Origin of the sequence: Rubrivirga sp. S365 (assembly GCF_032248475.1) — a bacterium.
Lineage (GTDB): Bacteria > Bacteroidota > Rhodothermia > Rhodothermales > Rubricoccaceae > Rubrivirga > Rubrivirga litoralis.
On sequence record NZ_JAVTTN010000001.1, the window covers coordinates 1,020,380 to 1,046,372 of the forward strand.

Below are 25,993 nucleotides of genomic sequence, written 5' to 3' on the forward strand. Positions count from 1 at the left end.
CAGGAGATCCCCGCCCCGCCCCCTGCGCGGCGGGCGGGGCGGCGCCTCTACTCCGCCCAGTCCGCCAGGTGGCGGACGAGCCACGCCCCGCACGCCCGCTCGAACGAGAGCGCGCCGGCGGGGCGGGCGCCCGGGTACCAGCCGTGCCCGAGCGCCGGGAGCACCTCGACCTCGGCCCGCGCGAACGCCGCCGCCGAGGCGCGGACGTCCGCGGGCGGGGCGACCGGGTCGGCCTCGCCGGCGAGGAAGAACGCGGGGCGGTCCGCGGTCACCCGCCCCGCCCACGCGAGCGGGTCGACAGCGGCGGCGGCCTTCCCGCCCCGCCCGAGCGTCTGGAGCAGGCGGGCCAGGCGGAGCGCGCCGACGGCCGGCTCGCCGCCCATGCGGCGCGCGGCGGCCTCGGCAACCGGCCCCAGGCGGAGCCCGCCCGCGACGACCGCCGCCGGGAGGCCCGAGAACCGGGCGAACCCGTCGAGCAGGCCGCGCGCCATCGCCGGCAGGTCGGGGTGGCCGATGGCCCCGAAAAAGCGCGCGCCCACGCCGTCGCGCGCGAACGCCGTCGCCGAGAGGAGGCAGCCGAAGCTGACGCCGAACAGCGCCTGCCGACCGCCCCGCCCCAGCCCGTGCTCGCGGTCGGCCAAGCCAAGGACGGCCGGGACGTCGGCGGCGACGCCGTCGAACAGGCGCTCCGTGAACGGGAGGTCGAGCGCGATGCCGCGCCGGCCCAACTCGGCGAGGTCGGCGCCCGCGTGCCCCGACGAGACCAGCTGGCGCGCACCGCCGAGCGGCGTGTCGAACAGGACGGCGCCCAGGCCCGCGCGCACGAGCGCGACCGCGGCCGGCGCGCTCCGGTCCATCCCCTTCGTGATCCCGTTGAGGACCGTGACTGCTGGCGCGTCGTCCCGGCCCGGCGGCGCGACGACGAGCGCGTCGAACGTCGAGAACGCGCGGTCCACGTCGGCGTCGCCGGTCAGCGCGTGCTCGCGGTAGAGCCGGTAGCGCGTGGCGGCGAGGCCGCCGACCGTCGCCGGCCGGGCGTCGAGGACCTGGAGCGGAGTCGGGGGCGGGGTGGAGCGGGCAAGCACGGGGAGCGGCGGGGGCGGCGGCGCTACACGCCCCGCCCCGCCCCGCGGTTCGCCGCCCCGCCCGCGGGGCTCGGGCGGGGCGGTCAGGCGCCCGGCGCCTCGTCCACGAGCGCCCAGCCGTATTCGAGGAGCGGGCGGAGCGCCTCGGCCGTCTCGACGGCCAGGTCGGCGAAGGCCGGCGTCTGCACGACGGCGTCGGGGACGTCGTCGCGGAAGGCGGCGAACCCGCCCTTCCACCGCAGGTAGTCGGCGACCGGCGAGTCGGCCCACTCCTGGAACCCGCGCGGCATCCGCTTGAGCAGGTTGGCTGCGCCGTCTCCTTTGGAGGTGTCGCCCGTCGCCTGGAAGCGGAGGCCGGCCGCGCGCAGGTCGTCGGCGATGTCGAGGAACGCGTCGGGCTCGGCCACCATCCGCTCGCGCCACCGGCGGAGGAGCCCGCGCTCGGGCCGCCAGAACCCGCCGCCGACGAGGCTCGCCCCGGGCGCGACCTGGACGTAGAGCGCGCCCGGCGCCTTCCGGTCGCCGCCCCGCCCGAGCGCCAGCGACGCGTGCGTCTTGTACGGCGACTTGTCGCGCGAAAACCGGACGTCGCGGTAGATCCTGAACACGGACTTTTTGGGAGCGCCGCCGAGCGGGAGGCCGTGCTCCGGGAGCCGCCGGCTCAGGTCGGCCGCCAGCATCCGCATCGGCTCGCGGACCTCGTCCTCGTACGTTGCCTTCCGCGGGGCGAACCACTCGCGGTCGTTGTGCTCGCGGAGCCCGCGGAGGAACTGGAGACCGTCGTCGGAGAGGCCGGGAAACGGGGGGAGCGCGTCGATCATGGGCAACGTTCTGGGCGGGGCGGCGAGCGGGGGCGGGGCGGCTCCGGCATCGTACCACCCCGCCCGCCGGCGCGGGGGGCGGGGTGGCGTCCTCCGCCGCGTCCTCATCTCGCGGCTCCCGAGCGCCGCGGCGCCGGGCGTCTGGCGTGCGGGCAAAAAAAAGTTGAGCGGCGTGACGGAATCTGTCGCCGGACCCCGTACTAGAAAAAAGGAACGGTACTCTTGAGGCCGTTTCGGAGGTTGTGGCCCCGCACAGGTCGCCTCCTTTTGGCAGCAGGGGGCCGGAGTCTGTGGTGGGATACCGGCCCCCTCGCTGTCTGTGTTGGCTCCGGCGGGCAGCCCCGCCTCTCGGGGCGGAGCAGACGACCTCGGCTCACACTGGTCGCCGCCGTGCACGGCGGTCCGCGTGGTTTCGTGGGACGGCCACGTCGAGATCCGGCTCCGCCCCGCAGGTGGGAGCGGGCGCCCACCGCCCCGCCCGCGACGAACTCCGTGGCGCCGCCGAAGCCGCCCGCGCGGTCCCCGCCGACCGGCCGGCCCCTCGGCTTACGCCCCCCCCGACTCCAGGGCGCGCCACGCGAGGTAGGCCATGAACCCCGGCCCGAGGCGCAGCGCCTCCTCGTCGACTGTCATCCGCGGCGTGTGGAGCCCGTGCGTGATGCCGGCCGCCTCGTTCCCCACGCCCAGCACGTAGAAGGCGCCGGGCACGCGCTGCGTGTAGGAGGCGAAGTCTTCGGAGGCGTACCACATCGGGAGGTCCTCGACGCACGCCTCGCCCACGTAGTCGACCGCCGCCGCGCGGACCGCCGCCGCCGCCGCGTCGTCGTTGACGAGGGCGGGGTAGCCCACCAAAATCTCGGTCTCGGCCGTCGCCCCGAACGCCTCGGCCGTGTGCGCGGCGATCCGGCGGACGTGCTCGTGGGCCTCGAACCGCCACGCCTCGCCCATCGACCGGAACGTGCCGACAAGGCGGACCGCGTCGGGTACGACGTTCGTCGCGCCGTCGGCCTCGACGCGCCCGAACGACAGGAGCGACGGGACGCCCGGCGGCCGGTTCCGCGAGACGACCGACTGGAGCGCCGTCAGCACGTGGGCCTGCACCAGGACCGGGTCGACCAGCTCGTGCGGCGCCGCCGCATGGCCGCCCCGCCCGCGGATCGTGATGTAGACCTCGTCCGCCGACGCCATGAACGGCCCCGGGCGGACGCCCAGCATGCCGGCCGGGAGCGACGGGAACACGTGCTGCCCAAAAATCTGCGCCGGGGCGGGGTGGTCGCCCGTCGCGTCCAGCACGCCGGCCTCGATCATCGCCACCGCCCCGCCCGGGATTTTCTCTTCGCTGGGCTGGAAGATCAGGCGGACCGCCCCGGCGAGGTCGGCGCGGACGGCGTGGAGGACGCGGGCGGCGCCGAGCAGCGAGGCCGTGTGCGCGTCGTGGCCGCAGGCGTGCATCCGGCCGTCGACCTCGCTCGCGAAGTCGAGCCCGGTCGCCTCCTGGATGGGCAGCGCGTCGATGTCGGCTCGGAGCGCGACGGTCGGCCCGGGGCGCCCGCCCTCGACATGGGCCACGACGCCGGTCTGCGCGACGCCGGTCGTCGGCTCGATCCCGATCTCGCGGAGCGTGGCGGCCACGAGCGCCGCCGTCTCGTGCTCCTCGTACGCCAGCTCGGGCCGCCGGTGGATCTGCCGCCGCAGGCGGACGGTCTCGTCGAAGCCGTCGTCGGCCAGGGCGCGGATGCGGTCGAGCATGGGCGGGGCGGGGGGGAGGAGGAGAAGAGAAGAGGAGGGGCGTCTTCTGGCCTCTTCTCCTCTGCCCCTCTTCTCTTCGGGCGAGGCGGCAAGCTAGCGGCGGGCGGGGCGGAATCGGGGCGGGGCGGTGGCACGGGATCACAGAACCTTTACCTTCGGCTCGGAAGCGCTTCCCCACCCCGCCCCCGCCCTCATGCCCCACCGCTACCGCCGGCTGATCCCCCTCGTTGTCTTGGTCTTGGCCGCCCCGCTCGCCGCGGCGCAGCCCGGCCCGGCCGCTCAGGACGTGACGCTCCGCGCCCCCGACGGCGGAATGGTCTCCATCGACCGCGACACCGTCGGCGTGCCCCACATCGTCGCCCCGACCGAGCTCGGCGTGTTCTTCGGCCAGGGCTTCGCCGTCGCCCAGGACCGGCTGTTCCAAATGGAGACGTTCTGGCGCACGGCGACCGGCCGGTTCGCTGAACTTCCGCCCGAGTTCGGGGGGGGACTGCCGGCGGTCCCCCAGGACCAGGGCATCCGCACGGTCTACTACACCGAGGCCGAGCGCGCCGCCCAGTTCGAGGACCTCTCGCCGCGGCTCCAGACGATGATCACGGCCTACGTCGGCGGGATCAACGCCTACATCGACTCGACGGCCGCCAACCCGGCCGTCTACCTGCCGTTCGAGTACGCGGCGGGCGGGTTCGCGCCCGAGCGGTACACGGTGACGAAGACGATGGCGGTCATGCAGTTCTTTATCCGCCGGTTCGGCGAGATCGGCGGGCAGGAGCTCGCGCGGCTCGCGGAGCTCCAGGCGTTTCAGGCTGAGCTGGGCGACGAGGCTGGGCTCGCACGGTTCAACGAGCTCCGCCCGATCAACGACCCGACGGCGCCGACGACGCTCAAGGGCGGGGCGGCCGAGGCCGGGGAGTACGGCTCCTACCTCGGGGGCGGGGTGGACCCCGCGGTCGCCGCCGCCGTCGAGGCCGAGCGCGCGGCGCTGACGGCGTCGCTCATCGCCCACGGCGTCCCCCACACGTTCGGCTCGTTCGCCGCCGTCGTCTCCGGGCCGATGACGGAGTCCGGGAACGTGATGCTGCTCGGGGCGCCGCAGATGGGGCTCCCGGCCGAGGACCAGAAGGCGGTCACGAGCGAGGTCGAGCTCCTCGTCGGCGAGCCCGGCGGCGGCGGCCTCCACGTGGCCGGCATGACAGTCCCCGGCATCCCCGGCGTCATCATCGGGCGGACGCGCGGGCGCACGTGGACGTTCACGACCGGGTTCTCCGACAACACCGACACGTTCGCGCTCACGCTCGGGCCGCCGACCGCGCAGGGCGTCCCGACCTACGTCTACGACGGCGCGGCGCGCCCCGCCCAAGCCTTTACCGAGACGATCCGCGTGCGGGGCGGGGCGGACGTGACCTACACCCACTTCCGGTCGGTCCACGGTCCGGTCTACTCGCTCGACCAGGCGAACGGGCAGGCCTACGCCTACAAGTACACGTTCTGGCAGCGCGAGCTCGACATGGCCGAGGCGCTCCTCGACGCCTGGGACGCCACGTCGGTCGAGGCGTTCGAGGCCGCCGTCTCGCGCGCGCCCGTCTCGTTCAACATCTTCTACGCCGACAAGGAGCAGAACATCGCGTTCTGGCACGTCGGCGACTACCCCATCCGTCCGGCCGGCGCCGACCCGCGCCTCCCGCTCCAGGGCGACGGGACGCAGGAGTGGACCGGCCTCGTGCCGTTCGTGCGCCAGCCGCAGGCGGTGAACCCGGCCCAGGGCTACTTCGCTAACTGGAACAACAAGCCGGCCGCCGGCTGGGACCAGGGCGACAACGTGCCCTGGACCGACACCCCGCCCGGCGGCCGCCTGCGCCCGTACGACGGCGTCCTGTTCCTGGAGCAGCACCTCGAGGCGACCTCGCCTGTCTCGTTCGAGGACCTCCAGGGGCTTACGCGCGTCGTGCGCACGAACGCGAAGTACCCCGAGTACCCCGGCACGTACCAGCAGGTCGTCGAGTTCTCACGGTTCGGGAGCACCGCCGAGAACGTGATCCCGCCGGGCCAGAGCGGGTTCGTCAACATCGCCCGCGACACGAGCGCGCACTTTTCGGACCAGTGGCCGCTCTACGAGTCGTCGCTGCCGGGCGGCGGCGAGATCCTGATGAAGCCGTTCACGTTCCTCGGCGCCACGGCCGTCCCGTCGGAGCCCGCCCCGCCCGGCGCGGCCTTTGGGATCGACGCCGTCTACCCGAACCCGTCGGCGGCCCGCACGACCGTCGCGTTCTCGGCGAGCGGGGCGGCCCGGCTCGACGTGTTCGACGCGCTCGGCCGCCGCGTTGCGACCCTCCACGACGGCCCGACGCGGCCCGGCCAGACGGCGACGCTCGATACGGGCGCGCTCCCGGCCGGCGTCTACCTCGTCCGCCTCCAGGGCGAGGGCGGGGCGGCGACGCGGACGCTCGTGGTGGCGCGCTGAGGGGGGAGAGAAAGAGGACCCGCCCCGTACATGGGCGGGGCGGCTCGTGCGCGCTCCGCTCGGGCCAGGACGTGCTCCCGTCGCGCCACTCGGTAGAGAGGAAGTGGCGTCTCATCCTGCAGGCGACCGGGGCGGGGCGGCCGCCACCCCGCCCGTCCAGCACGCGGCCCCGCCGGGACGTCCCGGCGGGGCCGCAGCCGGAGCACCGCCCCGCCCGAACGTCGAGGGCGGGGTGGCCGCCTAGTTGAACCCGACGCCGCTCACGCGCGGGCGGTCGTCGGCGTTGGCGATCTCCCAGGCCGTCCCGAACACGAGCCGCGCGATCTGCGCCATCCGGTCGTAGTCGATCTTGTCCGCGCTGTCGCCGACGCCGTGGTAGTCCTCGTGCGTGCCGGTGAAGTAGAAGATGAACGGGACGTCGTACTTCCCGAAGTTCCAGTGGTCCGAGCGGCGGAAAAACTGGTTGGGGTCGTCGGGCGAGTTGAACTTGTCCGAGAGGAAGATGCCCGTGCCCGTGGCCTCGTTGACGGCCGCGTTCCAGTCCGCGATGTCCTGGCTGATGAGGTCGGCGCCGATGACGTAGACGTAGTCCGTCGTGTCGAACCCGCGCTCGGGGTCGTGCCGGCCGATCATGTCGATGTTGAGGTTGGCAGCCACGTTCTCGATGGGCACGAGCGGGTCACGGTCGGCGAAGTACTCGCTGCCCAGGAGCCCCTTCTCCTCGCCGGTCACGTGGAGGAACAGGACCGAGCGGCGCGGGCCGTGGCCGTCCGCCTTGGCCTCCTCGAACGCCTCGGCGATCTCGAGCAGCGTGACTGTCCCCGAGCCGTCGTCGTCGGCCCCGTTGAAGATGGTGTCCTCGCCCTCGTCCGCGACGCCGACGTGGTCGAGGTGGGCGCTGATGATGACGTACTCGTCCTTGAGCACGGGGTCCGAGCCCTCGACGACGGCGACGACGTTCTCGGTGTCGACCAGGCGCGTCTCGACGTCGGCCGTGACCGAGAGCATCACGCCGGTCTCGGCCGGCGAGTCGTCGCCGCTCTCGACCGTCCGCCCGACGCCCGCGAGCAGCCGGTCGGCCACCTCTGGGCTCGTCGCCAGGATGGGCGGGAGGTCGTCGGCGTCGGGCTCCGCCCCGCCCGGGGCGGGGAGGGCGAGCCGGCCGCCGCCGAAGGCCCCGGCGGCCGACTCGGCGAGCGCCGCCGACGTCGGGGCGCTCACCAGGAGCACGCCGCGGACGCCCCGCAGGCCGAGCACGCCGACGTGGTCGATCGTGGCGCCGCGGTCGGCCGGGTTCTCGACCGTGCCCGGGAGCATTAGCGCGTAGGCGCCTTCGAGCGGGAGCGGGGCGAGGTCGCCCTCGTCCGCATGGCCGACGAACACGACGGGCGCCGGCGTGGCGTCGTCGACCGCCCCGTAGGCCGGCACGAGCACGGCGCCCGCCGTGTCGCCGTCGCGGATCGTGCTCTCGAGGATCGTCTCGCCGTCGCGCGTGGCCACGGCCGTCAAGCTGCGGAGCACCTTCTGCTCCAGGTTGAACGGCTGGAGGTAGCCGTCGAGGTTGTACGGGCTGGTCCCCGAGCCCGAGCCCTTCGGCATCACGCCCATCGTCTGGTACTGGCCGGCGAGGTAGCGCGCGGCGAACCGCTGGCCCGGCTCGCCGGTCTCCCGCCCCGCCAGGTAGTCGTCGGCGTAGACGTAGAGGTAGCCGGCCAGCTCGGCCGGGGTGATCGTCTGCTGGTAGCGCTGGACGAGCTCGGGGTTGGCCGAGGCCGTCGGCGTCTGGGCGGCGGCCGGCGCGGCGAGCGCCGCCAGGGCGGCGAGCAGGAGGGGAGAGCGGGTGGGCATGCGGAGCAACAGGGGAGCAGAAGGGGAGCGAAAAGCGACCGCGCGGGCGGGGTGGCGCCGGCGTCCGGGGGAGCCAGAGGATACCCGGCCGAGGCCGCCAGCACACGCGCCCGAACAACGCGGCTGCCGCCCCGCCCCGTGTCCCAGGGCTCTGGAAAAGGCCCCCGGGGCGGGGCGGCGCATGGGCGGGGCGGCGTCCGTGCCCGCGCGTTCAGAGTGCGCTCGTGGACGTCCCCCCAGCCGTCGTCCCCGCGGAGGCGGGGGATCCGGAGGCCGACCGCCCGGCCCCTGAGAACGCCCATTGGGTCCGCCCGGCGGCCTCGTCCACCGCCCCGCCCGGCCCCGCCGTCGCCGCACTCGTGAGCCCTCAGTAGAGCCGCCGCCGCTTGTCGAGGTAGGCGCGGAGGGCGTCGGCGTAGGGGCGGGCCGTGTCGAGCACCTCGTACTCCACGCCGGCCTCGCGGCACTGCCGCCGGAGCCGCTCCACGAACGCCTCGGCCGACGCCTGGTAGCTCTCGCGGACCTGCCCTGGCCGGAGCGTCAGCGTCTCGCCCGTCTCCAGGTCGCGGACCTGGACCGGCGCGTCGGGGAACGCGAACCGCCGCTCGGTCGCCGCGTCGAGGACGTGGAACACGACGACCTCGTGGCCGCGGTGGCGGAGGTGGCGGAGCGCGCGCACGAAGTCGCCGGAGCCGCCCCGCCCCGCCCCGCTCGCGGCGCCGTCTGCGCGGTTACCTCCGATGTTAGCTGCGCTGTCGCCTCCGGCGTTGTCGAACAGGTCACTGATGAGGACCACGAGCGAGCGCCTCGGGATGCGGTCGGCGACTTGGTGGAGCGCCTCGGCGCCCGCCGTCTCCGCCCCGCCCGCGGGCGGGGCGGGGTCCTCCAGAAGCCGCGCGAGCCGCGCGAGCAGCCGGCGCACGTGGCCCGACGTGCTCTTGGGCGGGACGAGGTCGCGGACGCCGCGGTCGAACGTGACCAGGCCCGTCGCGTCGCGCTGGCGGGCGAACAGGACGTGGAGCGCGCCCGCGAGCGTCGCCCCGTACTCCAGCTTCGTGAGCCCGGCGTGGCCGGCGTAGCGCATCGACCGGCTCGTGTCGAGCACGACGTAGTGCCGGAGGTTGGTCTCCTCCTCGTACCGCTTCAGCACGAGCCGGTCCGACCGGCCGTACACCTTCCAGTCCACGTGGCGGAGGTCGTCGCCGTGGTTGTAGGCCCGGTGCTCGGCGAACTCGACCGAGAACCCGTGGTACGGGCTCTTGTGGAGGCCGGTGATGAACCCCTCGACGACGGCCCGCGCGCGCAGCTCGAACGACTCGATCTGGGCGAGCGCCTCGGGCGTGAGCAGGGCGGGGGCGGGGCGGTCCGGCACGGGGGAAGAGGGGAAGAGGGGAAGAGGGGAAGAGGGGAAGAGGGGAAGAGGGGAAGAGGGGAAGAGGGGAAGAGGGCCGGGCGGGGTGGAAAAGTTCCGGCCACCGCCCCGCCCCTGGCGCCTCGCGGGCGGGGTGCGCTCCTGCGCTCCTGCGCCGGCGGTAGCTTCCGGCCATGCCGCCCCCCGACCGCGTCAAGGCCCACCTGATGGACGAGGCCGACATGGCCCGGACGCTCGACCGTCTGGCCCGGCAGGTCGTTGAGGAACTCGACGACGACGCGGACCCCGCCGAGCGGCTGGCGCTCGTGGGGATGCAGACGCGGGGCGTCCACCTCGCGCGCCGGCTCCGCGAGCGGATCGAAGCCGTCGAGGGCGTCCGCCTCCCGTTCGGGGTCCTCGACGCCACGTTCTACCGCGACGACGTGGGCCACCGGGCGGGGCGGCCCACGCCGCTCGTCCAGCCGACCGACATCCCGTTCTCGCTCGACGGCCGCCGCGTGGTGCTCGTCGACGACGTGGTCTACACCGGGCGGACGACGCGGGCCGCGCTCGACGCGCTCACCGACATGGGCCGGCCGGCGTCGGTGCGGCTGCTCGCCTTCGTCGACCGCGGCCTCCGCGAGCTCCCCGTCGCGCCGGACTACGTGGGCCGCCACGTCCCGACGGCGCCCGGCGAGCTCGTCCGCGTGCGGCTGGCCGAGGAGGACGCCGAGGACGGCGTGTGGCTGGTCCAGAAGGGTACGGGGTACGGGGTACAGGGTACATGAGGGGGCCACGCACGCCCGTACCCGGTACCTCGTACCCTGTACCAGCGCCTGCCGAGGCGCTCCGGCACCGCCACCTGCTCGGGCTGGCCGACTACGGCGCTGACGAGGTCCGGCTCATCCTGCAGACGGCCCGGCGGTTCCGCGACGTGCTCGACCGGCCCATCCGGAGCGTCCCGTCGCTCCGCGGCGTCACGTGCTGCAACCTGTTCTTCGAGAACTCGACGCGGACGCGGCTCTCGTTCGAGCTCGCCGAAAAGCGGCTCTCGGCCGACGTCGTCAACTTCTCGGCCGGGCAGTCGAGCGTGTCGAAGGGCGAGACGCTCAAGGACACGGCCCGCAACATCGAGGCCATGCGGATCGACCTCGTGGTCGTCCGCCACCGCTCGGCCGGGGCCGCCCACTTTCTCACGCGCTGCGTCGACGCCGTCGTCGTGAACGCCGGCGACGGCCAGCACGAGCACCCCACGCAGGCGCTGCTCGACGCGCTCACGATCTCGGACCTCGACGTGCCGGGCCACCCCGCCCTGGGGGCGTTCGACTTCCGCGGGCTCCGCGTGAGCATCGTCGGCGACATCGCCCACAGCCGCGTGGCGCGCTCGAACGTCTACGGCCTGACGGCGCTCGGCGCGCACGTCACGCTGTGCGGCCCGCGCACCATGATGCCGCGTGACGTCGAGGCCGCCCTCGCCGGCCGCGACGTGACGGTGACGGACCGCCTAGACGAGGCGCTCGACGGCTGCGACGTGGCGATGGCCCTCCGCATCCAGCTCGAGCGCCAGGGTCAGGACGTGGGCCTCACGCCGAGCCTCCGCGAGTACGCCGAGCTCTACGGGATCGGGCCGGAGCACCTCGCGCGCCACCCCGCCCTCTGGGTGATGCACCCCGGCCCGGTCAACCGCGGCGTCGAGCTGGCCAGCGAGGTCGTCGACTCGGACCGCTCGGTCATCCTCGACCAGGTCACGAACGGCGTGGCCGTGCGGATGGCTGTGCTCTACCTCCTGTCCGGGGCGGGCGCGTCCGCGGACGCGGGGTGAGGCGGGCGGGGTGGCGCCGGCTCCGCCCCGCCCCCGGTACGGACGCCCCGCGTGGTGCCCCGCGACGCCGTGCCCGCCCCGCCCGGACGCCGCGGCCCGACGGCGTTGCGTGCAACGCCGCTACGACGACCGCCCCGCCCACGGCTCGGGCGGGGTGGCTGCATCGTGTCTCTGATGCGGGCGGGGTGGTGCACCTTCGCTGCCCGCTGCCCGCCCCTACGGCACCGGGATCGGGAGCGTCAGCGAGCGCTCGCCGATGGAGGCCACAAACACGAGGCGGCGGAGGTCACGGGCGACCTCGGGCGCGTAGAGCACGACGGTGCCCCGGCGCGACGTGCCCGGTTCGGCGGTCGGGCCGGACGGGCTCGTGCTCTCGGCGGCCGACACGGCGTAGCGGCGGCCCGTGTCGTCGACGAGGTAGGACTGCGCCGCGAACCGCTCCCACGGCGCCCAGCCCCCGCTGTAGTCGACCGAGCGGACGGTGACGCTGAGCTGGACGCGCGTCCGCGTCTCGCCGGGGTACGAGATGGCGACCGTCGTCACGCCGACCTCGAACGTGCTCTCCCCACTCTCGCCCTCCCGCCGGACTTCGGTGGCGAACACCTTCGTGGGCGGGGCGGGGCCGTCGTAGCGGCCGCCGGGCGGGGCGGCGGTCGGCGGCGGGGGCTCGACGGCTTCGGTCTCGGACGCGAGCGTGTAGTCGCCGCCCCGCGCCGGGTCGCCGGGCTCCCACTCGCCGCCCGACGACACCTCGACGAAGTAATCGCCCGCGTCGAGCCGGCCCTCGACCGTGGCCTCCGGCCCGCCGGCTGGGTTCGCCGCGTCGGCGACGTCCTTCCGCGACCGTCCGTCGAGGCGCCACACGCGGAGGGCGGGGGGGAACACCTCGGACGCGGCCACGAGCCGCGTGCGGACGCCGTCGGGGACCCGGAGCCGGTACGTGTCGACGTAGCGGCCGTCGACGAGCCAGCTGTCGTCGCCGAGCGCGCCGTCGGCCTCTTCGCCCAGCCCGAGGCTGTAGGTCTGGAGGCTCCGCACGTCGAGCGCGTACGCGCCCTCGGCGCCCGCCTCTTCGGACGTGACGAGCAGCCGGTACGGGGCGTCCCAGCCGGGGAGGTACCGGATCACGACGGCGCGGAGGCTGTCGCCGCTCGCCCGGCGCTCGACGGTCCGCCACGACCCGCGGACCTCGCCGTTGGGGCCGAACAGGTGGAGCCGCGGCGTGAACGACGGCGACACGACGCGGAGCAGGACGGGGACCTCGGACCCCGTCATCACGCCATACGCCCGCTCATACCGCGGACCCCGCCGCGCGCCCTGCCCGAGCGTGTCCAGCCGTGGCTCCTCGTCGACGAACAGGGAGTCTGCCGGGCCGGCGGGGACCACCTCCAGGACGTAGGCGCCCGACGTGCCGGGCTCGAACGGCGACACCTCGACCACGAACCGGCCCGGCCCCTGGAGGCCCTCGATCTCGGCCCGCCCCTCCGTCCGCAGCAGGTTCGACGCCGCAACTGTCTGCCCGTCGGGGCGGCGGACCGACAGGTCGGGGGCGAAGTCGTCCGAGGTAACGAGGACCGAAAAGTCGAGGCTGTCGGCCTCGAACGCGTAGTAGTCCGCGTAGCGGCCGTCGTCGCGCTCCGCGTCGCCGGGGCCGAGCGTGCCCTCGGCGGGGCGGCGGTCGAGGGCCTGCGGCGCCTGGCGCTGGGCGTCCGCCCACTCGGCCCGCGCGAGCGCCACCTGCCGCATCATGTCCTCGTCGTTCGCTCCCTCCGCGACGTCGGAGGCCGTATCCGTGAGCGCCCACGCCAGGAGGGCGACGAGCACGGCCACCCCGCCCCAGCGCGCCCACAGCGGCCACGCCCGCCACTGCGCCGCAAGGTGCGCGCGGAGCGACGGCTCGGCTTCCGCCCCGCCCGGCGCCGGCCGCGGCGGCGGGTCGCTTGGCAGGCGGGCGGGGGGATCGGCGGAGGGCACGGGAGCGGTTCCCGGGACGGACCCAAAGGGCGGACCCAAGGGGCGGACCCAAAGGGTGGGGCGGGGGGAGGGAGAAGATAGCGGCGGCCTCGGCCGCGCTCCGCCCTCAACGGCCCCGCCCCGCTCCGTCGTGCGGCGGGAGGCTCGTCGGCCGCCGCCCCGCTCCACGGGCGGGGCGGTCGCTCGGGCAAAGCAGCCTCACGGGCGGGGCGGTCAGGCCTCGGCCAGGGCGGGGCGGGCCTCTTCCTCGGTCTCGCGGTCGTCGCCGTCTGCAAGCGCCGCGTGGGCCGCGGCGAGGCGCGCGACCGGGACCCGGTACGGCGAGCAGCTCACGTAGTCCAGCCCGGCGCGGTGGAAAAAGGCGACCGACGCCGGGTCGCCCCCGTGCTCGCCGCACACGCCCACCTTGAGGGCGGGGCGGGCCGCCCGGCCGCGGTCGGTCCCCAGGCGCACGAGCTCGCCCACGCCCTCCTGGTCCAGCGTCTGGAACGGGTCGTCCGAGAGCACGCCGCGGTCGACGTAGGCTGAGAGGAACCGGCCGGCGTCGTCGCGCGAGAGCCCGAACGTGGTCTGCGTGAGGTCGTTCGTCCCGAACGAAAAGAACTCGGCGTGCTCGGCGATCTCGCCGGCCGTGAGGCACGCGCGCGGGAGCTCGAGCATGGTCCCGACGAGAAAGTCGATCGCCCCGCCCCGCTCCGAAAACACGTCGTCGGCGACCGCGCGCACGACGGCCTCCTGGTCGGCCAGCTCGGCGGCGACGGACACGAGCGGGACCATGATCTCGGGCTGCACGTCGACGCCGTCGGCGGCGCAGTCGGCGGCGGCCTCGAACACGGCCCGCGCCTGCATCTGCGTGATCTCGGGGTAGAGCAGCCCCAGCCGGCAGCCCCGGAGCCCGAGCATCGGGTTGCTCTCCTGCAACCGCTCGACCTGGCGGAGCAGCGCCCGCGCCGTGTCGGACGCATCGAGGAGCCGGTCCATCTCGGCCAGCGTCTCGGCCCCCTTCAGCGCCATCTTCAGCTCGGCCACCTCGCCGGTCAGCTCCAGGAGGTCGGGGAGGAACTCGTGGAGCGGCGGATCGAGCAGGCGGACCGTGACGGGCAGCCCGTCCATCGCCCGGAAGATGCCGTCGAAGTCGGCCCGCTGGAGCGGGAGCAGCCGGCGCAGCGCGGCCTCGCGGGCGCCCGACCCGTCGGCCAGGATCATCTCGCGGACGGCCGCCAGCCGCTCGTCGCCGAAGAACATGTGCTCGGTCCGGCACAGGCCGATCCCCTCGGCCCCGAACTCCCGGGCCTGCGCCGCGTCCTCGGCCGTGTCCGCGTTCGCGCGGACGCCCAGGCGGCGCGCGTCGTCGGCCCAGCCCATGAGCGTGTGGAAGTCGTCGCCCAGCGTGGGCTCGACGGTCGGGACTTGGCCCAGGAGCACGCGGCCCGTCGCGCCGTCGACCGTCAGCCAGTCGCCGGCGACGACCGTGTGGCCGCCCGCCGTCAGCCGGCCCTGGGCCGCGTCGATGCGGAGCGCGTCGGCGCCGGCCACGCACGGCGTGCCCATGCCGCGGGCCACGACGGCGGCGTGGCTCGTCATGCCGCCGCGGGCCGTCACCACGGCCTGCGCGGCGACGAGCCCGTCGAAGTCGTCGGGGCTCGTCTCCTGGCGGATGAGGATGACCGCCCCGCCCTCGGCGGCCGCGGCCTCGGCGGCGTCCGACGTGAACACGGCCCGGCCGGTCGCCGCGCCCGGGCTCGCCGGCAGCCCCTCGACCAAGACCTCGACCTCGGCCTCGGGGTCGACCGTCGGGTGGAGGAGGGCGTCGAGCGCGCCCGGCGCCACGCGCCGCACGGCCTCCGCGCGGTCGATGACGCCCTCGTTCACCAAGTCCACCGCCACGCGCACGGCCGCCGCCCCGCTCCGCTTGGCCGTCCGCGTCTGGAGCAGCCACAGCGTCCCCCGCTCGACCGTGAACTCGACGTCCTGGACGTCGCTGTAGGCCGCTTCGAGGCGGCCGGCGATCTCGCGGAATTCCTCGTAGGTCTCGGGGAGGTCGTCGGCCATGCCGGCGATGGGCTTGGGCGTCCGCGTCCCGGCCACGACGTCCTCGCCCTGAGCGTTCAGGAGGTACTCGCCGTACAGCTCGTTCTCGCCCGTCGACGGGTCGCGCGTAAAGGCCACGCCGGTGCCAGAGTCCCAGCCCATGTTCCCGAACACCATCGCCTGCACCGTCACGCCCGTCCCGATGTCGTCGGCGATCCGGTGGACGCGGCGGTAGGCTCGGGCGCGGTCATTGTCCCAGGACCGGAAGACGGCAGCGATGGCCTGGCGCAGCTGCTCCTCGGGGTCGTCCGGGAACGGCGTCCCGTGCTGGTCCCCGAACACGAGCCGCTTGCTCCGGGCGACGACGTCGCGGAGCTGGTCCGGCGAGAGGTCCGTGTCGCGCCCGCCCTTGGTCTGGGCCTTGGCCCGGTCCAGCACGCGCTCGAAGCGGGCGCCGTCGAGGCCCATCACCACCTCGCCGAACATGGCCACAAACCGGCGGTAGGCATCGAAGGCGAACCGCTCGTCGCCGGTCTGCGCCGCGAGCCCGGCCGCGGTCTCGTCGTTCAGGCCCAGGTTGAGGACCGTGTCCATCATGCCGGGCATCGACACGGCGGCGCCGGAGCGGACCGAGAGCAGGAGCGGGTTCTCGGGGTCCCCGAACCGCTTCCCCGTCGCCTCCTCGATGCCGTGGAGCGCCTCGCGCGTCTGGCTCCACAGCCCCTCGGGGAAGACGGACCCGTGGCGGCGGTAGGCGAGGCACGCTTCGGTCGTGACCGTGAGGCCGGGTGGCACGGGGAGCCCGGCCGCCGTCATCGCCGCGAGTCCGGCGCCCTTGCCGCCGAGCAGCGCCTTGGCCTCGCCCTTCTCTTCGGGCGTGTCGCCCACGGGGGCGTCGTCGAACGAGTAGACCCAGCGGTGGGCGCGGTCGGTGGGGTCGGGGGTGAGCATGGGCGGGGCGGGGAGGAGCAGGGGCGTTGTCTGGACCCCGTTCACTCCGCCCCGCCCGCGAATGTTCGCCGGCAACGAAACATGGGGCGGATCCCGGGGCGCACCTGCGCCGCCCGTCCCACCCCGCCCGGGCACCACAAAAAGCCCCGACGCCAGGGACGGCGTCGGGGCTCGGTGCGGAGAGGGGGGGATTCGAACCCCCGGTACCCCGTGAAGGGCACGCCGCTTTAGCAAAGCGGTGGTTTCAGCCACTCACCCACCTCTCCAGAGGGGTCCGCGGGGCGGGGCGCCCAAGCTAGGGGCGGGGCGGGGCGGGGGCAACCGGCGGCCGGTGAACGTCTGGGGGAGGGAAGAGGGCTCGCTGCGCTCGCGGAACGGGAAAGAGGGAAGGGCGGGCGGGGCGGCGTGTTGCGTCGAGAGGGCCGCCCCGCCCCCGCCATGCGGCGTCGCTCCGGGCGGGGTGGCGGACGGTGGCGGCGCCCGTTAGGACCCGTGGCACCCGTGGGGACACGACGTGTCGCGTCCGACGCGGGTGGATCCAAGATCCAAAGGGCGGGGCGGTCCCATGCGGCACTTCAGCCGAAGGCCGTCACCCCGCTTGTTGTGACCGCCCCGCCCCCCGGACACCGCGGCCCGATGGCGTTGCTACGACGACCACCCCGCCCACGGCTCGGGCGGGGCGGCTGCATCGTGCCCCTGATGCGGGCGGGGTGGTTGCACCTTCGCTGCCCGCTGCCCGCTGCCCGCTGCCCGCTGCCCGCTGCCCCTACCCCGCCGTCATCGCCTCGGCGCCCGACGAGATCTCGATGATCTCGGTCGTGATCGCCGCCTGGCGGGCGCGGTTGTACGTCAGCTTGAGGTCCTTGAGGAGCTCGCCGGCGTTGGTGGTGGCGTTGTCCATCGCCACCATGCGGGCGCCCTGCTCCGACGCGTTCGACTCCAGGAGCGCGCGCCAGAGCTGGTACTGGAGGTACTCGGGGATCAGGCGCTCCAGGAGCACCTCGGCCGAGGGCTCGAAGATGTACTCGACCTCGTCGGCCTCGCCGGCCGCCGTGTCGAGGTCAGCGGCCTCCTCCATGACCGGCGTGAAAAAGGCCTCGGCCGGGATCGGCAGGAGCTGCTCGGCGATCCGGTTCTGCGTGATCGTGTTCTTGAACTCGTTGTAGACCACCTCGACCACGTCCCACTCGCCCGCGAGGTAGCCCTCGACGGCGAGGTCCGTGATCTGGCCCGCGCGCGGGAAGCGGAGGTCGTTGAACAGGCCCTGGAAGTCGCCGACGAGCGTGAACCCGCGCTTGCCGAAGTACTCGTGCGCCTTGCGCCCGACGGCCACGATGCGGAGCCGACCGGCGTCGCGCTGGGCGGCGAACCGCTCGGCGATCGTGGCCTCGGCCACCTTCAGGATGTTCGTGTTGAACGCCCCGGCCAGCCCGCGGTCGCTCGTGACGACGATGAGGAGCGCGCCCTCGACCTCGTCGCGGGCCTCGAACAGCGGGTGCGAGGTCACGTCGAGCCGCTGCCGGAGGTGCCCGATCATCTCGCGGATCTTGAACGCGTAGGGGCGGGTCGAGAAGATCCGCTCCTGCGCCCGGCGCAGCTTGGCCGCCGCCACCATCTTCATGGCGCGCGTGATCTGCTGCGTGTTCTTGACCGACCCGATCCGGGTGCGGATGTCGCGGAGGCTCGCCATGGGGATGGGGAGGGATAAGGGATGGGAGAGGGATGAGGGGGCGGGGCGGGGTGGTCTGCCCATCCCTCGATCCCCTATCCCTCCATTCCTCCTTACGCCGCGTAGCGGGCGGTGAGGTCGGCGGCCTCCTGCTCGAAGGCGGCCGTACCCTCGGGTGTGAGCTTGCCCGACAGGCGGACCGAGGCGAGCGCCTCGGCGTGCTTGAGGCGGAGGGCCTCGCGGAACTCGCGCTCGAACTCGCGCACGCGCGGCACCGGCACGGCGTCGATCAGGCCCTGGCCGGCCACGTAGATGATGGCGATCTGCTCCTCGACCGGGACCGGCTCGTACTGGCCCTGCTTGAGGACCTCGACGAGGCGGGCGCCGCGGTTGAGCTGGCGCTGCGTGGCCGGGTCGAGGTCGGACCCGAACTTGGCGAACGCCTCGAGCTCGCGGTACTGGGCGAGGTCGAGCCGGAGCGTGCCCGACACCTTCTTCATCGCCTTCACCTGCGCGTTCCCGCCCACGCGGCTCACCGAGATGCCCACGTTGATGGCGGGGCGGACGCCCGAGTTGAACAGGTTCGACTCCAGGAAGATCTGGCCGTCCGTGATCGAGATCACGTTCGTCGGGATGTACGCCGAGACGTCGCCGGCCTGCGTCTCGATAACGGGGAGCGCGGTCAGCGAGCCGCCGCCTTGAACGAGGCCTTGGAGCGACTCGGGGAGGTCGTTCATGTCGCGGGCGATCTCGTCGTCGGCCGTGACCTTGGCGGCGCGCTCCAGGAGGCGGCTGTGGAGGTAGAACACGTCGCCCGGGTACGCCTCGCGGCCCGGCGGGCGGCGCAGCAGGAGCGACACCTCGCGGTAGGCGACGGCCTGCTTCGAGAGGTCGTCGTAGATGCAGAGCGCGTGGCGGCCCGTGTCGCGGAAGAACTCGCCGATGCAGGCGCCCGCGAACGGCGCGATAAACTGGAGCGGGGCGGGCGTGGACGCGGGCGCGTTCACGATCACCGTGTACTCCATGGCCCCGTAGCGCTCGAGCGCCGCCTGGAGGGTGGCGACCGTCGACGCCTTCTGCCCGATCGCGACGTAGATGCAGTAGACCGGCTTGTCGCCCGTCTCATGCGTCCGCTTCTGGTTGAGGATGGCGTCGATGAGGACGGCCGTCTTGCCCGTCTGGCGGTCGCCGATGACGAGCTCGCGCTGGCCGCGACCAATCGGGACCATCGCGTCGATGGCCTTGATGCCGGTCTGGAGCGGCTCCGTCACGGGCTCGCGGTAGATGACGCCGGGCGCCTTGCGCTCGATGGGCATCTCGTAGAGCTCGCCCGAGATCGGCCCCTTGCCGTCGAGCGGGTTGCCCAGCGGGTCGACGACGCGGCCGAGCATGCCCTCGCCGACGCGGATGGACGCGATCCGCCCGGTCCGCCGGGCCTCGTGGCCCTCCTTGACGTGCTCGGCGTCGCCGAAGAGCACGGCGCCGACGTTGTCCTCTTCGAGGTTGAGGACCATGCCGGTCACGCCGGACGCCGGGAACTCGATGAGCTCGCCGGCCTGGACGTTCGAGAGCCCGTAGAGCCGGGCGATGCCGTCGCCCACCTGGAGCACGGTGCCGACCTCGTAGACGTCGGTGGAGGCGTCGAACCCGCCGAGCTCCTCGCGGAGCACGGCGGTCACTTCATCGGGGCGGATCGCAGTTGCCATGGTCAGTCGGAGTCAGTAGGTCGGTGAGTCAGTAGAGTCGGTGCGCGGGCGGGGCGGTCCGTGCGAAACGGTCTGGCGGGCGGGGTGGTGCCGGGGCCGCCGCCCCGCCCCGGGAGCCACCCCGCCCCGCCCTAGTTCAGCGACACGGCGGCGCGCTCGGCGAGCTGCTCGCGGAGCGTCTCGAGCTGGTGGCGGACGCTCCGGTCGTAGACCACGTCGCCCACGCGGACCACGAGGCCGCCGATCAGGCTGGGGTCGATGTCGACGCGCATGCGGACCGTCGCGTCGGCGCGCGCCTCCAGGGCGGTCTGGAGGCGGTCGCGCTCCTCGGCCGACATCGGCTTCGCCGTGCGGACCGTGGCCTCGACGGTCCCCGTGCGCTCGTCGCGGAGGGCGCGGTAGGCGTCGAGGATGGATGGGATCTGGCCGTCGCGCTGGTTTTGGACGAGGAGGTTCAGAAACCGGATCGAGAGGTCAGAAAGCTTGTCGCCGAACAGGCTCTGGAGCACGGCCTCTTTTTTCGCCTGCGGGACGACCGGGCTGGTCAGCGCGAGCCGGAGCTCGCGCGAGCCGTCGAGCGTCTCGGTAAGGAGCGCCACGTCGGCGTCGACGGCCGCGAGCGTGCCGGTCTGCTGGGCCTCTTCGGTGAGGGCCTGCGCGTAGCGACGGGAGACGGCGTCCATGGGGGCGGGGTGGTTCGGGGTTCCAAGGTCCAGGGTTCAGGGGCAGGAACCTCCCATCCCTAAACCTCAAAACACGGATCCCTAGTTTGTCGGCAGGTCGGCGATAAACTGGTCGACGAGCCCGCGCTGCTCTGTCGCATCAATCTTCTGCCGGAGGATCTTCTCGGCGGCGCCGACGGCGAGCGCGGCGACCTCGGAGCGGAGCTCGGAGAGCGCCTGGTCTTTCTGGAGCTCGATGTCGGCCGTCGCCCGGTCTCGCTCGGCGGCGAGCTCGGTGCGGAGTTCGGTGCGGGCCGCCTCGCGCTGGCGGTCGGCCTCGTCGCGGGCGTCGCGGAGGATGGCCTGGGCCTGGGCCTCGGCCTCGCGGCGGGCGGCCTCGTTGTCGGCCTGGAGCTGCTTGGCTTCGGCGAGCGCGCGCTCGGCGCGCGTCATCGACTCCTCAATCGTGTTCTCTCGCTCCTCGAGCGCCGACGTGATCGGCCCCCAGGCGAACTTGCCCAGCACGAGCAGGAGCAAAACGAAGGCGATGGCCAGCCAGATGGCGAGGCCGAAGTTGGCGGAGAGGAGGCTGGCGGCGACGAGCATCGGAGGGCGGGGTGGTCCCGGAAGGCGGGCGGGGTGGGACGGCGGCGCGCCCCGCCCCGCCCCCGAAGAGGTCTGCGGCGGGGCGCGCCGGACGTGTGTCCCGGGCGATCGCGGCGGTTACTTGATCGCCATGAGGATGCAGACGATCAGGCCGAAGAACGTGGCGCCCTCGATCAGGGCGGCGGCGATGATCATCGTGGTCCGGATGTCGCCGGCCGCTTCGGGCTGGCGGGCCGAGCCTTCGAGGGCGGCGCCGGCGAGGCGGCCGATGCCGAGGGCGGCGCCGAGGACGCAGAGGCCGGCGCCGAGGCCGGCGGCGAGGTAACCAAGCGAGAAGGGATCCATAATGCGGGTAGGGTGGGGGGTGATCTAGAGGAGGGCGCCGCGCGCCCAGAGGGAGGGGCGTTAGGCCATCACGGCTTCGGAACCGACCGTCCGGTCGTGCTCCTTGTGATGGGCCTGGCCGTTCGACTCGGACACGGCGGCGCCGTGGGGCGTCAGGCCGTGGTCCTCGGCGTGGTCGTGGTCGTGTTCGTGCTCGGCCGTCGCCATCCCGATAAAGAGGGCGCTCAGGATCGTGAACACGTAGGCCTGAATAAAGGCGACGAGCAGCTCGAGCGCGTAGACGAACAGCGTCAGCCCGATCGCGGGGACCGAGGTGGCGTAGCCGGCCGTGGCGCTCATCCCGCCGACGATGAAGATGAGCCCGATGAGGTTGAGGATCACGAGGTGCCCCGCCGTCATGTTGGCGAAGAGCCGGACGGCGAGGGCGAACGGCTTCGTGAACAGCCCCATGATCTCGATGGGGACCAGGATCGGCTTCACGAACCACGGGATGCCGGGGGGCCACAGGATGTGCATCCAGTAGTCCTTGGTCCCCGCGAGCTGCGTGACGAAGAAGGTGAAGAGGGCCAGGACCGCCGTGACCGTGATGTTCGCCGTCGCCGTGGCCCCGAAGGGGACGAGCCCAGCGAGGTTGGCGACGAGGATGAAGAAGAAGACCGTCAGCAGGTACGGGAGGTACTTGTAGGTCTTCGCGCCCAGATTCGGCCGCGCGATCTCGTCGCGGACGTAGATCACGAGGGTCTCGAGCATGTTCTGGAGCAGCCCGCGCGGCGCGCTCGTCCGCCCGACGCCCTTCTTGTACTTCCCGGCGAGTGGGAGGAACAGGAGGAGCAGGATGACGATGGTCAGCAAGATGAACACGAGGTGCCGCGAGATCGAGAGGTCGATGAGGATCTCCGCCCCGCCCGCCGCCTCGATCGGCGCGTCGTAAGCGGCCTCGGGCTCAGCCGTCTCACCCAGGATCTCCTCGGCGTTCGTCTCGCTAAGCTCTTCGACTGTCAGGCCGTTCGGGTCCGAGCGCTCCTCGGCGATCTCCTGGGCGAGCGCGTCCTCGGCGTAGGGGTCGGCGGCGTGGGCGGCCGGACTGTGCGCACCGTCGCCGTCACCGTGGGCGCCGATGACGTAGCGGCCGGAGAGGACGGCGGCCGTCGACGACCCGAAGGCGTCGAACCCGAGCGACCCGTCGGCACGACGGACGAGGAACAGGCGCGGCAGCTCGAGCTTCCCCCCGCGTCCGATGGGGAGGGGCGAGAAGTCGAGGTAGTACCCGTCCGACGTGTGGTGGACGGCGTCGAGCTCACCGTCCTCGCCGGCGGCGGAGGCCGGGGAGGCGCTCCCGGCGAAGGCCACGAGCGCGAGGGCAAAAAAGGCGACGGTCCGCATGGGGGCTAGGCCTCGGGTCGGGGGCGGTCGGTGCGACCAAAGACGAGGGCGACCTCAGCGGCCAGCCCAACGAGGAATAGGAGCCCGAGCCCGCCGACGAACGCGCCCCGGTGCACGGGGACGGTGGCCAGCACGAGGGCGAAGGCGACGAGCACGAGGGCCATCCGCACCGCCATCCCGCCGAGGACGAGTTGGATCGCCCGCTGCGAGTCGAGGGTCGCCGCCCTCCGCGCCGTCCACGCCGCAGCGCCCGCGTTTGCCGCGCCCAGCAGGGCGCCGATCAGCAGGCTAGAGGCGGGGGTCATCGGGGGTCCGGGAGGCGGCGCGGGAGCGAACGGCGGCCAAGCTAGCCGGGCGTGTGCCGAGGGTCCCCTAAGCCGGGGTGAAGATGGCACAAATCGGCCCGTGGGGCGGGTTCCGTGACCGGCTCCACCCCGCCCGCTACTTTGACGCCTCACGTGCGATCCGGAGCACGAGGAAGACGACGCCCACCATACCTAAGGCGGCGCCCGCGACGACGCCCCACGGCGAGGTGCCAAGCCAACGGTCGGCGAGGACGCCGAGTCCGACGAAGAGGGCCATCGACCCGCCGATCTGGGCGCCCAGCCCGAGGTACGGACCGGCCCCCCGCATCCCCTCGCCGTACGCGTCGTGAACGGTGCCAGGCGTGGCGGCCGCCGGCCGGTACGCGTCTGAGGGCGGGGCGGCGTATCCCTCGTCCTCGGGCTCTTTGTCGGCCCACTTGGCCTTCCACGCGCGGTCGTCGCGCTCCCAGCGGTCGGGCTTGTCGGCGTAGGGGTCGTTGGGCGGGGTGGCCATGGCGGGAGGGGAGGGGCCGGCGATGTTACTGCTGTGGGTGCGCTCCCCGTTCTCGGGAGAGGTTACAGGCGTGGCGCTGGCCGAAGCCTGCGGAGACCGAACTCTGCGGTAGCATGTGCCGTGTGGCGGTCCCGTCCCGTGTGGGAGGGGGCTGAGTCGTTGTCGCTGGTCCTCTGCAGTGGAAGACGAACGCAGCGGGGCGGCGGCTCGGACTTGAGCAGGCGGGTCCCATACGGCATGGCCCCGCTGGCGCGCGTCCTTCTTTCGCTGCATATGCATACGAGCGCCGGCGCAACCTTCTAACTTGGCCGGCTGACCCCCTCCACCTGGGGGCTCCACGTGAGTTCCTCCCGCCGCCGTCATGCCCCAGCACAAGTCCGCCGCGAAGCGCGTCCGCCAGGACGCCAAGCGCCGCCTCCGCAACCGCTACCAGAAGGTCCGCCTTCGGACGCTCGTCAAGGAAATTCAGTCCGAGACGGATCCGGCCGATGCCCAGGCGAAGCTGAATGCGGCGAAGGCCCAAATCGACCGGCTCGCGGGGCGCCGCGTGGTCCATCCGAACACGGCGGCGCGCGTCAAAAGCCAGCTCGAGCGTCACGTCCAGACGCTCGGCTAGCGGTCTGTAGGGGCGCTGGCTGGGAGCGCAGTGGAACACGCCCGTCGCACGACCTGTTACGCGGCTGTTCCCGTCTGCACCTCTTCCCTCCCCATTCGCCCCCCTTTTACAACGGCCCGCACCCCCCGGGTCGTATCGATGCGCATCGAGCCCTTAGGTTGTCCCCCGCCATGCACGATCGGGCCAACGCAAAGACTCGAAAGTGCTAGATCGGGCGGATCGGTCCAGCGGGAATCGCGTGGCCTCGCTCGCATCACACTCTGCTGACTCCGGTCACAGGTCCCCCCCCCATCACCCCCCACCCCCTCTCCATGAGCCAGTTTAGACTGGAGAAGACCATGTCCTTGCGTCTCTCTGCCCTCCTCCTCTTCGGAATGGCCTCCCTGTACGCGAGTGTCGCGCAGGCCCAGGTCGTCCGCCCCAGCAACTCCGTCTACATCCTCCTCCGTGGAGGCGTGGCTACGTACTACGGCGACATTGACGGCAACCCTCCCGACGACCCGAGCGGCTCTGAGCTTCAGCCGTTCGATGCCTTTGAAGATCTCGGCTACAGCGTCGGCGGTGAGCTCGGCTACCTGTTCAGCGACAACCTCTCGTTCGGAATCGCCGGTCTCTACCAGAGCGTGCCGACTCTCGACGACGATTTCCAGAACCCGGGCCGGACGTTCAACGATGGCAAGGACGCGATTCAGCTCCAGGCCCTCTTCCGCTACATGCCGTTCGCGACCGCACGCGTTTCGCCGTTCGTCGAGCTCGGCGGCGCGGTCGTTTGGGGTCAGGGCACGGAGAACGAGCGGAACGCAGGGAACGCTGATGAGGACGTTATCGGGTACGGCCCGGTGGTCGGCCTCGGCTTCGACATCGCGCTCTCGCCGCGGCTCTCGCTGTTCATCGCCGACCAGGCGACGCTCGTGTTCCCGGACGTGGCCCTCGACGGTGCCGATCCGGGTGCGTTCGGCGTCCAGGCTGACAACGCTGACTTCGACATCATCAACACCCTCGGTGGTGGGTTCAAGTTCGCGTTCAAGGCGCCGTTCACGGCCGCCGAGATCGAGAGCCTCCAGTGCCCGGGTGAGCTGACGACGGGCCAGACCGGCTCGTTCATGGTCATGACGAACGAGGACGCCACGATGCCCGTCACGACGACGTGGCAGTGGGGCGACGGGACGAGCGGGTCCGGCATGACGGCCTCGCACGCCTACAACGCGCCCGGCACGTACACCGTGACGGCGATGACGATGAACCGCGGCGGTGAGGACTCGGAGTCCTGCCTCGTGACGGTCGTCGAGCCCCCGATCCCGCCGACGCTCGCGGGTTGCCGCGCCACGCCGAGCCAGGTCAACGCTGGCGAGGAGGTGACGGTCGACGCGACGGCGACGGACGCCGACGACGTTCTGGTCGATTTCGGTGACGGCACCACGGCGACGGCCCTCCCGGCCCGCCACGCCTACGCTGACACCGGCTCGTACACGGTCACCATCACGGCGACCAACCAGTACGGCACCGACGTCTGCACCATCCCGGTGACCGTCGGCGACGCGTACTGCTCCAACATCACCGAGCTCAACCCGGTGTTCTTCGGTTACAGCGAGTCCACGCTGTCGGCCGACGCCCGTGAGCGGCTCGATGAGAACATCGAGATCCTCCGTCGCTGCCCGGAGATCTGCGTCACCATCAACGCCTACTCCGACGGTCAGGAGGGCGATGCGATGCGGATCTCGCAGGCTCGCGCTGACGCGGTCCTCGCCTACTACGTCGCTCAGGGGGTCGATACCGACCGTCTCCGCGCCGTGGGCCGTGGCGTCGATCCGGACGCGAACCCGAAGGAGGACGTTGGGCCTGGCGACAGCCGCGCCCGTCGCGCCGACTCGATCCCGTCGTCCTGCGCCGGGTTCTAAATCGGACGTGACTCGCTAGGCCTCGGCCTAGCCTGAGCCCGTGCTCCGACAGGAGGGCGGCCTGCCACCCGGCAGGCCGCCCTCTTCGCGTTGGAGGAGCCTCGCCGCCCGCGCGCTCCGCGCGGATCGACGTCGCAGACCGCCCCGCCCGGAGTGGCCCGTGTGTCTGCTCGTCGGGAGTGGGCGGGGCGGAGAG

At 73.1% G+C, this 25,993-nt stretch carries 20 protein-coding genes and 1 tRNA gene; 5 read left to right on the forward strand and 16 right to left on the reverse strand.

All coding sequences use genetic code 11. The annotated features are described in order from the left end of the window. Nucleotides 1-47: 47 nt before the first annotated feature. The 3 genes from RQM47_RS04495 to RQM47_RS04505 form a co-directional block, all read right to left on the reverse strand. Complete coding sequence (locus tag RQM47_RS04495; protein ID WP_311661441.1) at nucleotides 48-1,085, reverse strand: hypothetical protein; 1,038 nt, start codon at nucleotides 1,083-1,085, stop codon at nucleotides 48-50. An 83-nt stretch (nucleotides 1,086-1,168) separates the two neighbouring features. Next, nucleotides 1,169-1,906: a DUF2461 domain-containing protein gene (locus RQM47_RS04500; protein WP_314007592.1), complete on the reverse strand. Its 738-nt coding sequence runs from the start codon at nucleotides 1,904-1,906 to the stop codon at nucleotides 1,169-1,171. Between the two features lie 546 nt (nucleotides 1,907-2,452). Beyond that, the gene (locus RQM47_RS04505) at nucleotides 2,453-3,655 is read right to left on the reverse strand and encodes a M20 family metallopeptidase (RefSeq protein WP_314007595.1); all 1,203 of its coding nucleotides are present in this window, start codon (nucleotides 3,653-3,655) and stop codon (nucleotides 2,453-2,455) included. A 193-nt stretch (nucleotides 3,656-3,848) separates the two neighbouring features. On the opposite strand from RQM47_RS04505, the gene RQM47_RS04510 reads away from it, so the two are divergent. After that, nucleotides 3,849-6,116, forward strand: coding sequence for a penicillin acylase family protein (locus tag RQM47_RS04510; RefSeq protein ID WP_314007598.1), 2,268 nt, complete (start codon nucleotides 3,849-3,851; stop codon nucleotides 6,114-6,116). 240 nt (nucleotides 6,117-6,356) lie between these two features. Here RQM47_RS04510 and RQM47_RS04515 read toward each other — a convergent pair whose 3' ends face one another. Then, entirely contained in the window at nucleotides 6,357-7,964 is a 1,608-nt protein-coding gene (locus tag RQM47_RS04515; RefSeq protein WP_311661448.1) for a M28 family peptidase, read from the reverse strand. 367 nt (nucleotides 7,965-8,331) lie between these two features. Continuing rightward, the gene (locus tag RQM47_RS04520) at nucleotides 8,332-9,336 is read right to left on the reverse strand and encodes a DUF58 domain-containing protein (protein ID WP_311661449.1); all 1,005 of its coding nucleotides are present in this window, start codon (nucleotides 9,334-9,336) and stop codon (nucleotides 8,332-8,334) included. Between the two features lie 173 nt (nucleotides 9,337-9,509). Between RQM47_RS04520 and pyrR the strand changes: the two genes are divergently transcribed. Beyond that, on the forward strand, nucleotides 9,510-10,103 hold the full coding sequence (gene pyrR / locus RQM47_RS04525) for a bifunctional pyr operon transcriptional regulator/uracil phosphoribosyltransferase PyrR (protein WP_311661451.1): 594 nt from the start codon (nucleotides 9,510-9,512) through the stop codon (nucleotides 10,101-10,103). Next, the gene (locus RQM47_RS04530) at nucleotides 10,100-11,137 is read left to right on the forward strand and encodes an aspartate carbamoyltransferase catalytic subunit (protein ID WP_311661453.1); all 1,038 of its coding nucleotides are present in this window, start codon (nucleotides 10,100-10,102) and stop codon (nucleotides 11,135-11,137) included. Before pyrR ends, RQM47_RS04530 begins: the two co-directional genes overlap by 4 nt. Nucleotides 11,138-11,353: 216 nt before the next feature. On the opposite strand, the gene RQM47_RS04535 is transcribed toward RQM47_RS04530, so the two are convergent. The 11 genes from RQM47_RS04535 to RQM47_RS04585 form a co-directional block, all read right to left on the reverse strand. After that, nucleotides 11,354-13,111, reverse strand: coding sequence for a hypothetical protein (locus tag RQM47_RS04535; protein WP_311661454.1), 1,758 nt, complete (start codon nucleotides 13,109-13,111; stop codon nucleotides 11,354-11,356). 213 nt (nucleotides 13,112-13,324) lie between these two features. Beyond that, complete coding sequence (ppdK, locus tag RQM47_RS04540; RefSeq protein WP_311661455.1) at nucleotides 13,325-16,093, reverse strand: pyruvate, phosphate dikinase; 2,769 nt, start codon at nucleotides 16,091-16,093, stop codon at nucleotides 13,325-13,327. A 177-nt stretch (nucleotides 16,094-16,270) separates the two neighbouring features. Next, nucleotides 16,271-16,359 (reverse strand) — tRNA-Ser (locus tag RQM47_RS04545). Nucleotides 16,360-16,859: 500 nt separating this feature from the next. Then, complete coding sequence (gene atpG, locus RQM47_RS04550; protein WP_314007601.1) at nucleotides 16,860-17,783, reverse strand: ATP synthase F1 subunit gamma; 924 nt, start codon at nucleotides 17,781-17,783, stop codon at nucleotides 16,860-16,862. 92 nt (nucleotides 17,784-17,875) lie between these two features. Then, nucleotides 17,876-19,468, reverse strand: a complete 1,593-nt coding sequence (atpA, locus tag RQM47_RS04555; protein ID WP_314007604.1) for a F0F1 ATP synthase subunit alpha — start codon at nucleotides 19,466-19,468, stop codon at nucleotides 17,876-17,878. 131 nt (nucleotides 19,469-19,599) lie between these two features. Further along, the gene (atpH, locus tag RQM47_RS04560) at nucleotides 19,600-20,151 is read right to left on the reverse strand and encodes an ATP synthase F1 subunit delta (RefSeq protein ID WP_314007607.1); all 552 of its coding nucleotides are present in this window, start codon (nucleotides 20,149-20,151) and stop codon (nucleotides 19,600-19,602) included. 81 nt (nucleotides 20,152-20,232) lie between these two features. After that, entirely contained in the window at nucleotides 20,233-20,736 is a 504-nt protein-coding gene (gene atpF, locus RQM47_RS04565) for a F0F1 ATP synthase subunit B (protein ID WP_314007609.1), read from the reverse strand. A 117-nt stretch (nucleotides 20,737-20,853) separates the two neighbouring features. Continuing rightward, nucleotides 20,854-21,081, reverse strand: a complete 228-nt coding sequence (gene atpE / locus RQM47_RS04570; protein WP_311661462.1) for an ATP synthase F0 subunit C — start codon at nucleotides 21,079-21,081, stop codon at nucleotides 20,854-20,856. Nucleotides 21,082-21,141: 60 nt separating this feature from the next. After that, on the reverse strand, nucleotides 21,142-22,464 hold the full coding sequence (gene atpB, locus RQM47_RS04575; protein WP_314007612.1) for a F0F1 ATP synthase subunit A: 1,323 nt from the start codon (nucleotides 22,462-22,464) through the stop codon (nucleotides 21,142-21,144). 5 nt (nucleotides 22,465-22,469) lie between these two features. Continuing rightward, on the reverse strand, nucleotides 22,470-22,769 hold the full coding sequence (locus RQM47_RS04580) for an ATP synthase subunit I (RefSeq protein WP_311661466.1): 300 nt from the start codon (nucleotides 22,767-22,769) through the stop codon (nucleotides 22,470-22,472). A 136-nt stretch (nucleotides 22,770-22,905) separates the two neighbouring features. Beyond that, complete coding sequence (locus RQM47_RS04585; RefSeq protein WP_311661468.1) at nucleotides 22,906-23,283, reverse strand: AtpZ/AtpI family protein; 378 nt, start codon at nucleotides 23,281-23,283, stop codon at nucleotides 22,906-22,908. 361 nt (nucleotides 23,284-23,644) lie between these two features. Between RQM47_RS04585 and rpsT the strand changes: the two genes are divergently transcribed. Both rpsT and RQM47_RS04595 read left to right on the forward strand, forming a co-directional pair. Beyond that, complete coding sequence (gene rpsT / locus RQM47_RS04590) at nucleotides 23,645-23,899, forward strand: 30S ribosomal protein S20 (protein WP_311661470.1); 255 nt, start codon at nucleotides 23,645-23,647, stop codon at nucleotides 23,897-23,899. 311 nt (nucleotides 23,900-24,210) lie between these two features. Continuing rightward, nucleotides 24,211-25,797 carry a PKD domain-containing protein gene (locus tag RQM47_RS04595; protein ID WP_311661471.1) on the forward strand — a complete coding sequence of 529 codons (1,587 nt, stop codon included), beginning with the start codon at nucleotides 24,211-24,213 and terminating at the stop codon, nucleotides 25,795-25,797. The last annotated feature ends 196 nt before the right edge of the window (nucleotides 25,798-25,993 follow it).